Source organism: Streptomyces sp. NPDC059080 (assembly GCF_042739975.1).
Taxonomy (GTDB): domain Bacteria; phylum Actinomycetota; class Actinomycetes; order Streptomycetales; family Streptomycetaceae; genus Streptomyces; species Streptomyces benahoarensis.
Window position 1 is genome coordinate 26,164 of sequence record NZ_JBHYGX010000057.1, and the last position, 8,586, is coordinate 34,749.

8 protein-coding genes are annotated in these 8,586 nt (G+C 74.1%); 2 read left to right on the plus strand and 6 right to left on the minus strand.

The annotated features are described in order from the left end of the window. Positions 1-70: 70 nt before the first annotated feature. Both ACFWWQ_RS27905 and ACFWWQ_RS27910 read right to left on the minus strand, forming a co-directional pair. Positions 71-1,624, minus strand: a complete 1,554-nt coding sequence (locus ACFWWQ_RS27905) for an FGGY family carbohydrate kinase (protein ID WP_384601746.1) — start codon at positions 1,622-1,624, stop codon at positions 71-73. Positions 1,625-1,706: 82 nt separating this feature from the next. Continuing rightward, on the minus strand, positions 1,707-3,146 hold the full coding sequence (locus ACFWWQ_RS27910) for an MFS transporter (protein ID WP_384601750.1): 1,440 nt from the start codon (positions 3,144-3,146) through the stop codon (positions 1,707-1,709). A 317-nt stretch (positions 3,147-3,463) separates the two neighbouring features. On the opposite strand from ACFWWQ_RS27910, the gene ACFWWQ_RS27915 reads away from it, so the two are divergent. After that, complete coding sequence (locus ACFWWQ_RS27915) at positions 3,464-4,213, plus strand: M24 family metallopeptidase (RefSeq protein WP_384601752.1); 750 nt, start codon at positions 3,464-3,466, stop codon at positions 4,211-4,213. Positions 4,214-4,235: 22 nt separating this feature from the next. On the opposite strand, the gene ACFWWQ_RS27920 is transcribed toward ACFWWQ_RS27915, so the two are convergent. The 4 genes from ACFWWQ_RS27920 to ACFWWQ_RS27935 are packed head-to-tail and all read right to left on the minus strand — an operon-like array spanning position 4,236 to position 7,763. Then, complete coding sequence (locus ACFWWQ_RS27920) at positions 4,236-5,042, minus strand: SDR family oxidoreductase (RefSeq protein WP_384601755.1); 807 nt, start codon at positions 5,040-5,042, stop codon at positions 4,236-4,238. A 2-nt stretch (positions 5,043-5,044) separates the two neighbouring features. Further along, complete coding sequence (locus ACFWWQ_RS27925; protein ID WP_384601757.1) at positions 5,045-6,154, minus strand: NAD(P)H-dependent flavin oxidoreductase; 1,110 nt, start codon at positions 6,152-6,154, stop codon at positions 5,045-5,047. After that, positions 6,151-6,906: a CoA-transferase subunit beta gene (locus ACFWWQ_RS27930; RefSeq protein WP_384601760.1), complete on the minus strand. Its 756-nt coding sequence runs from the start codon at positions 6,904-6,906 to the stop codon at positions 6,151-6,153. Before ACFWWQ_RS27930 ends, ACFWWQ_RS27925 begins: the two co-directional genes overlap by 4 nt. Further along, positions 6,903-7,763 (minus strand): CoA transferase subunit A, encoded by an 861-nt coding sequence (locus ACFWWQ_RS27935; protein WP_384601763.1) that lies wholly within the window; start codon positions 7,761-7,763, stop codon positions 6,903-6,905. Before ACFWWQ_RS27935 ends, ACFWWQ_RS27930 begins: the two co-directional genes overlap by 4 nt. Positions 7,764-7,929: 166 nt before the next feature. On the opposite strand from ACFWWQ_RS27935, the gene ACFWWQ_RS27940 reads away from it, so the two are divergent. Further along, on the plus strand, positions 7,930-8,586 hold a 657-nt coding region (locus tag ACFWWQ_RS27940), incomplete at its 3' end, for an SDR family oxidoreductase (RefSeq protein ID WP_384601765.1).

Below are 8,586 nucleotides of genomic sequence, written 5' to 3' on the forward strand. Positions count from 1 at the left end.
TCAACTCCTGGTGTTCCTTGGCGACGGTCCGGGGGTCGGCCGGGCCGTCCGGGTGACGGCGCGCGGGCCGTCAGTGGGGGGTGTGCGGGGGCAGGGCACTTTCGTGCAGGTGGGCGGCGAGCAGGTCGTACCAGTCGGCGCGGCGGCGGTCGCGTTCGGCGGGGTCGAGGGAGGACGTGAAGATCCGGCCCTGCGGCTGGGCCTCGACGACCTCGTCGAGCGAGGACCACAGCCCCTGGGCGACGCCCGCGAGGTAGGCGGTGCCGCGCAGGCTGGCGGTGGCGGAGTCGGCGGCGCGCTCCAGCGGCAGTCCGGTCAGGTCGGCCTGGATCTGCATCAGCGGGTCGCTGCCGGAGACGCCGCCGCCGACCCGCAGGCGGGTGAAGGGGGCGCCCATGGTGTCGGCGACGCCGTCGATGAGGTCGCAGACGGAGTGGGCGATGCCCTCCAGGACGGCGCGGGCCAGGTCGGCGCGGGTGGTGGCGAGGGTGAGTCCGGTGAGCGCCGCGGTGGCCTCCGGGTGCCACACGGGCGTACGGACCCCGGCGAGCGCCGGGACGAAGCGCGGGGTGCGGCCGGGCCGGGACGGCACCCGCCCGGCCTCCTCCCCCAGCTCCTTCGGCGAGGCGAAGAGGCCGAGGTCGTCGCAGAGCCAGCGCAGCGCGGACCCGGCGGTGGAGGTGTACGCCTCCAGGCTGAAGTGGCTGGTGTCGCCCTGCCGCCGGCCCGGTTGGGCGAGCACCCCGGAGATGTCGGGCCGGGGCAGGGCGGGCTCGGTGCCGGTCGCGGCGTCGACGAAGGCGCCGGTGCCGTACATGCACATGCCCTGTCCGGCGGCGAGGCCGCCGAGGGCGATGAGGGCGGCGTGCTGGTCGCCCATGGAGGCGGCCAGCGGGACGGCGATGCCGAGGGCCGCCGGGTCGGTGGTGCCGAACCCGGCGTCGTCGGAGCGGAGTTCGGGCAGCAGGTCGAGGGGGAAGCCGAGGTGGCCGATCCACTCCTCGTCCCAGGCGTGGGCGCCGAGCAGGTAGCCGCCGCTGGACGCCGCGTTGGTGGGCGTGGTGGCGTGGACGGCGCCGCCGGTCAGCTGCCAGATCAGCCAGGTGTCGACGGTGCCGAAGCGGAGGCGTCCGGCGCGGTGGGCGGCGGCGACCTCGGGGTGGGCGGCAATCTGCCGGGCGGCCCAGAGGAACGGCGCGCGGGCGCCGACCGGCCGTCCCTGCCGGGCCAGCAGACGGGCGTCCCACTCGGCCTCGTAGCCGGTCAGCTCCTGCGCGTACCGCCGGTCCTGCCACACCACGGCGGGCAGCAGCGGTTCGCCGGTGGCGCCGTCCCACAGCATCGCGGTGGCCCGCTGGGTGGAGAGGGCGACCGCGGTGATCTCGATGCCGTCCTCGTGGGCGTGGGCGACGGCGCGGCGCGCCACGTCGAGGGTGGCGGTCCAGATCTCCGCCGGGTCCTGCTCGACGGCCAGGTCGTCCGGGTGGCTGACCGCGATCGAGCGGTAGAACACCTGGTGGGCGGCGCCGGAGTCGAGGACGACTCCGGCCCGGGTGCCCGTGGTGCCTTCGTCGATGGCCAGCACACCGCGCCGACAGGCGGCGCCGGTGAACGTCTGCGTCATAGCGGCCCTTTCACTTACGAGCGTGCGGTACGGGGGCGAGCGGGGCGGGACCATCGTGTGCCGGGGCGGGGCCCGGCCCTGGTCAGCGCGCGGGAGTGGCGGGGGCGGGTTCCGGAGCGGCGGCCAGGTCGTGGGCGGCGGCCTCGTCGGGCGAGATCCCGGCCTTGGTGGGGTCCCACTTGATCAGCAGGCAGGTGATCAGGCCGAGCAGCGGCACGACGGAGAGCACCAGGAAGGTCCCGGCAAGGCCGAGCCCGTCCTTGATCTGCGGGAAGATGTACAGCCCGACGACGCTGCCGAAGCTGCCGACCATGCCGGTCACGCCGGTGCCCAGGGCCCGTACGTCGCTGCTGTACGAGAGGGCGGCGATGGACTTGCCGTTGGCGCCGGGGCCCGCCGCGTGGCAGAGGATGAACACCACGGGCAGCAGGAACGCGACGGCCAGCGGGACCTTCCCGAAGGTCAGGCCCATCACGACGAGGGCGACGAAGACCCCGGCGAACCCGGCGGCGGAGCTGAGCCGCAGGCCCAGGCGGCGCCCGGCGTAGGCGGAGAGGAGTCCGCCGATGATGCCGAAGGCGTTGAAGACCATGGAGCCGACGGTGGCCTTCTCGAAGCTCTCCCCGAAGATCGACAGGCTGATGACCGGGAGGTACCAGCCGACCGCGAAGTACTGCATCGACTGCCCGAGGGAGATCGCCGAGGAGAGGACGGTGCGCGGCAGATAGGCGCCCTTGAAGAGGACTCCGGCCTGGCGGAAGCCGGGTGCCGGGGCCGCGGTGGCGGCGCGGGTGGCTTCGTCGGGGCGTCCCACGACGGCCTTGATGCCGTAGAGCTTGTCGAGGTTGGCGACGGCGTCGTCCAGGCGTCCCTTGCTCGCCAGCCAGGCCGGGCTCTCCTTCAGCATCGCCCACTGGCCGATCAGCAGGACGACGGCGACGACGGCGGCGGAGCCGACGGACCAGCGCCAGATGTCCGCGCCGGCGTCCAAGTGGAAGAAGAGCAGCGCGAGGGCGAGGTTGCTGGTGGTGGCGACGTACCAGACGGCCTGCCAGAGGTTGAGGCGTCCGCCCTGCTTGGCGGGCGTGTACTCGGCGAGCAGCGCCATCGCCACCGCGAAGTCGATGCCGTACGCGACGCCGACGAGGACGCGGCCGAGCCAGACGACGGTGAAGTCCCCGGCGAACGCGGCGAGCAGGGCACCGGCGATGGCGAAGACCTTGGCGAGCAGCAGCGGGGGGACCCGGCCGAAGCGGGTGGCGAGCCAGCCGCCGGCGGGGTTGAAGAGGATGGCCAGCGCCGGGGCGGTGGCGGTGAGGACCGAGACCTGGGTGCTCGACAGGTGCATCTGGGTCGTCATCGGGCCCAGGCCGGCGCTGAGCGCGGCGTTGGAGTACGCGTCGAGGAAGAGCCCACCGAAGACGAGGAACCAGACGACCTGCGCGCGGCCGGTGATCTTTCCCAGACCATCGATGAGGCCGACGACGTCGGCGACGCCGTTGACGCTCGGACGTTGTGCCATGAATCCGCCTCTGAAGGAAGGACCCATCGGTGGCGGGGAAAGAAGAAAGACAGGCATGACGAAGCCACCGACAGGTGGTCTATGTCTGTGCCTGTCCAAAAATCTGCGGAAAGCGCCGCAGCACGTTTACTGCAAAGTACGAACTACGAGCGAGGTTAAGAACGGATCAGAAAGCCGTCAAGGGTTTCGCCGGGGTTACCTGAATGTGACGAGCGGGGTGCGTGGGGTGTCCGGGGCGGTCCCGACCTGGCGCGTTGCGCCCCCCGGATGCGGAGCCCGCCGTGCCGGATGTGCCGAACTCTCCTAGCCTGTGCGGCATGACCCAGGAAGCGGGCACGCAGAACCGGGGAAGCGGGACGGCCGAGGAGTCCGCGCGCGCGACGGCGCTGCTGGCGGCCCAGGGACGGGCGGCCGCGCTCTTCGCGGAGATCGGCAGCCGCGGGCTGGTCGCCCCCGGGCGCGGCGAACGCGAGGTGAGCGACGCGGTCCGGGACCTGGCCCACGAGATGTTCGGGGTCCGGCGGTACTGGCACAAGCGGATCGTCCGTTCCGGGCCCAACACCCTCCAGCCCTACCGGCAGAACCCGCCGGACCGGATCCTCGCCGAGGACGACATCGTCTTCTGCGACTTCGGCCCGCTCTTCGAGGAGTGGGAGGCGGATTTCGGCCGGACCTTCGTCCTCGGCGACGACCCCGTCAAGCACCGGCTGCGGGACGATCTGCCGGTGCTCTTCGAGGCGGGCCGCCGCCACTTCGCCGCGCGCCCGGACATCACCGGTGAGGAGTTGTACGCCGAGGTGGTGCGGCTGGCCGAGGCGGCGGGCTGGGGGTTCGGCGGGCCGCACTCGGGCCATCTGCTGGGCGAGTTCCCGCACGAGACGGTGGACGGCGCCGAGATCGACTCGTACATCGCGCCGGGCAGCGCCCGCCCGATGCGGCGCACCGACGGGCAGGGACGGCGCTGCCACTGGATCCTGGAGATCCATCTCGTCGACCGGGAGCGGGGGTTCGGCGGCTTCCACGAGGAGCTGCTCGACCTCGGGCACGACGTCCCGGCCTTCTTCTGACGCGACGGCCTCGGGACACCGGTCAGGGGTGCTGGCTGCTGACCGCGACGACCTCACCCGTCATGTACGAGGCGTAGTCGCTGGCGAGGAAGACCATGACGTTGGCGACCTCCCAGGGCTCGGCGGCGCGGCCGAACGCCTCGCGGGCGCTCAGTTCGGCGAGCAGCTCCTCCCCGGCGACCTTGGCGAGGTGCGGGTGCATCGCGAGGCTGGGGGCGACGGCGTTGACGCGGATGCCGTGGGCGGCGACGTCGAGGGCGCTGCACCGGGTCAGCGCCATCACCCCGGCCTTGGCGGCGGCGTAGTGGGCCTGGCCGCGCTGGGCCCGCCAGCCGACGACCGAGGCGTTGTTGACGATGACGCCGTGACCGGCCGGGATCATATGGCGCAGCGCGGCGCGGGTGGCCTTGAAGGTGCTGGTCAGGGTGGTGGCGAGGACGGTGTCCCACTGGGCGTCGGTCATCTCGGCGACGGAGGCGGTGCCGCCGAGCCCGGCGTTGTTGATCAGTACGTCGAGGGCGCCGCACTCGCGCGCCGCGGTGTCCATGAGCCGGTCGAGCTGCCCGCCGTCGGTGACGTCGCAGGGCACGGCCAGCGGGCGGGTGCCGGTGTGGGCGGCGAGGCGGTCGGCGGCCTCGGTGAGGCGGCGGGCGTGGCGGTCGCTGATGACGAGCCGGGCGCCCTCCTCGGCGCACCGCCGGGCGGCGGCGAAGCCGATACCGGTACCGGCGGCCGCGGTGACGACGACGGTGCGGCCGGCCAGCAGCTGGTGGGAGACGGGCTGGGGGGACAGGGGCTCAGGGGCGGGCGCCCCAGCGGTGTCGGGCACGGTCACATGGCTCCCTCGTCGTGTGCGGCGGGGTGCGCTGCCCCGCCGGGCGGGCCTTCCAGGCGCCGCAGGACCTCGTCGGCCTGCGTCATGATCCGGTCGATCAGCTCCCGGCAGCTCGGCAGATCGTCGATGAGGCCGACGACCTGGCCGGTGGCGAGGACGCCGAGGTCGGGGCGGCCGTCGAGGAGTCCGGTGCGGTAGAGCAGCGGGGCGTTGGCCGCCATGACGACCTGGCTCCAGGTCAGGCCGTGGCGGCGGCGCAGCGCCAGGCCCTCGCGGACGAGGTCGGGCCAGGGGGTGCCGGAGAGCTTCCGGAAGGCGGCGGCGTTACGGGCGGCGCGCAGCAGCCGCCCGGCGCCGGAGGTCTTCTCCAGGCGGGCGACCGGCCCGGTGCGCAGCACGCGCTGCGGGACGCCGTCGACCTCCCGGGTCAGGACGGTGTCGTGGACGCCCTTGTCGAGATAGACCTGTTTGACGGCGGGGGCGACGGGTGAGTCGCGGGTGAGCAGGAAGCGGGTGCCCATGGCGATGCCGTCGGCCCCGTAGGCGAGGGCGGCGACCAGGCCGCGGCCGTCGTAGTAGCCGCCGGCGGCGATGACCGGCAGGTCCACGGCGTCGCGGACCTGTGGCAGCAGCAGGCCGGTGGGGACGGCGCCGGTGTGGCCGCCGCCCTCGCCGCCCTGGACGATCACCGCGTCGGCGCCCCAGGCCGCGACCTTCTCGGCGTGGCGGCGGGCGCCGATGGAGGGGACGACGAGCAGCCCGCCGTCCTTGCAGCGGGCGATGAGGTCGCGGCGGGGCGCGAGGGCGAACGAGGCGACCTTCACGCCGCCGCGGATCAGCAGGTCGACGCGGGCCTCGGCGTCGGGCTGGTCGGCGCGGAGGTTGACGCCGAAGGGCCGGTCGGTGGCGGCGCGGACCGCGTCCACGGCGCGGCGCAGCCCGTCGAGGTCGAGCAGCCCGGCGGAGAGGATGCCCAGTCCCCCGGCGTTGGCGGTGGCCGCGGTGAGGGTGGCGTCGGAGACGTGGCCCATGCCGGTCTGGACGATCGGGTGGGCGACGCCGAACAGGTCGCAGATCCGGGTGCGCAGCGCCGGGTGCGGGGTCATGCCGCGATCTCCTTGTCGCGCAGCCCCGCCGGGTCGATGACCTCGCGGATCAGGCGGAGTTCGGCGGCGGTGGGCAGGCGCGTGGCGGGGACGTCGCCCTCGATGACGAGCGGGCAGCCGGTGCGGGCGACGACGTCCCCGGCACTGACGCCGGGGTGGACGGAGACCAGCCGGAGCGTGCCTGTCGTGGGCGCGAAGTCCAGGACGGCGAGGTCGGTGACGACGCGGCGCAGATCGTGGTGGCGGGCGGCGCGCCCCACGGCCGCCGCGGCGGCGGTGCCGACGCCGCAGACCATGTCGACCCGGGGCACGAAGACCCGGGTGGAGTGGCGCGGGACCCAGTAACTCACCGGATGGCAAAGGGTGTTGCCGGGGGCGCCGCGGACGCCGACGAGCTGCGCCTTGGGTGCGTCGTACGGGCCGATGGCGGAGATGTTGACGTTGCCGTGGGCGTCGATCTGGGTGGGCATCATCATGGCGTGCCGCCGCCCGCTCCAGACCAGGTCGAAGATGGTACGGAAGGGCGCATGGCCCTCGACGGGCCCGTCGGGTGCGGCGCCGAGCGGCCAGACCCCCTGGACCAGACGGGCCTCACCGTCGGTGAGCAGCAGGTCGGGGGCGAAGGTGGCCCGGGCCAGCCGGACGCCGAGGGTGGGGGCGGTACCGAAGGCACTGGCCAGGATCTCGCCGCTGCCGCGGAACGCCTCGGCGCAGGCGACGGCGCAGATCTCTGCCCGGGTCGCGTCGCTCATACCGGCTGCCCCTCTCCGTGGTGGCCCGGCGTGCGGTGGTGTCCGTCGCCGGTGAGATAGCGGCGGTGGAACGCCTCCCAGGCGGCGGGTGACCGGGCGGCGTCGGCGTACTCCTTCTGGTACGCCTCGTCGCGCGGGTAGTCGGGGTCGCAGGAGGTGAAGTGCGCGCCGCCGGGCGCCTCGACGACGCCTTCGACGGCGAGGCGGCGGACGACGAGGGTGGCCGGGTGGGCGTCCTCGGTGAGGCGGGCGGTGGAGACGATCCGTTCGCAGGAGACGAAGGCGTGCTCGGCGGCGTCGCAGAAGAGGTCGTCGAAGTACGGATCGGGGCCCAGGCACTGGGCGTTGCCCGCCGCGTCGGCGCGGTGGAGGTGGACCAGCGCGGCGTCCAGCGGCAGCGCGGGCATGGCGAGCAGTTCCTCACCGCCGCCGTAGGGGTCGGCGACGGTCCGCAGTCCGGGGTTGACGGTCAGGACGTCCGAGCCGAGTCCGGCGCGGGTGGGCAGGAACGGCAGCCGCAGCGACGCGGCGTACAGCCCCCACTGGAGCATCCCCTCGTCGTACTCCGCGACCTCGATACGGCCGCTCTGCCGGGCTGCGCGGAAGTGCGGGTCGAGGGGGATGGAGTCGAGCGAGACGAAGCCGAAGACGAGTTTGCGGATCTTCCCGGCGGCGCACAGGAGGCCGACGTCGGGGCCGCCGTAGGAGACGACGGTCAGATCGCGCAGGTCGGAGCGGAGGATCTCGCGGACCAGGGCGAGCGGTTTGCGGCGTGAGCCCCAGCCGCCGATGCCGAGGGTCATACCGGAGCGGAGCCGGGCGACCACCTCCGGCGCGGTCATCGTCTTGTCGGCCATACGCAGCTCCTGACGGTGTGTGCCGTGGGTGTGCTCGTGCCGGGCGGCTCCACGCCGCACCACCTAGCAAACGTTTGGTAGATAGATTACGGTGGCCGCGCGGCCGGGTGTCAAGGGCCTGCGGCGCCCCGCCGGGCACCGCGACGCGGACGGAGAGGGGCGGACCATGGGCGGCGATCCGCGGGACTTCACCGGCCGGGCGGTGGCCGTCACCGGCGGCACCAAGGGCATCGGACGGGCCCTCGCGGAGGCGTTCCTGACGGCCGGTGCGGAGGTCACGGTCTGCGGGCGCACCGCGCCGTCCACCCCGCCGCGCGCGGGCGGGCGCACCGCGCACGTGGTGTGCGCCGATGTCCGCGACCCGGCCGCGGCGCGGGAGTTCGTCGACGCCGCGGCCCGCCGCTCGGGACGGCTCGACGTCCTCGTCAACAACGCCGGCGGCTCACCGGACGCCGACGCGGCCACCGTCTCCCCGCGCTTCGTCGAGAAGGTGGTGGCGCTCAATCTGCTCGCGCCGTTCTACGCGTCCCAGGCCGCGCACCGCCATATGCACGGCCAGGACGGCGGCGGCTGCATCCTCAACATCGGCAGCGTCTCGGCGCACCATCCGCAGCCCGGCACCGCCGCCTACTCCGCCGCCAAGGCCGGTCTGCTGATGCTCACCCGGGCGCTGGCCCTGGAGTGGGGGCCGACGGTCCGGGTCAACCACCTCAGCGCCGGGCCGGTACGGACCGCTCCTCCGGGCACGGAGCGCGAGGCCGGCCCCCCCCCCGTACTGCCCCCGGGGCGCCCCCCCCCCCCCCCCCACCAAGACCGCGCCCGC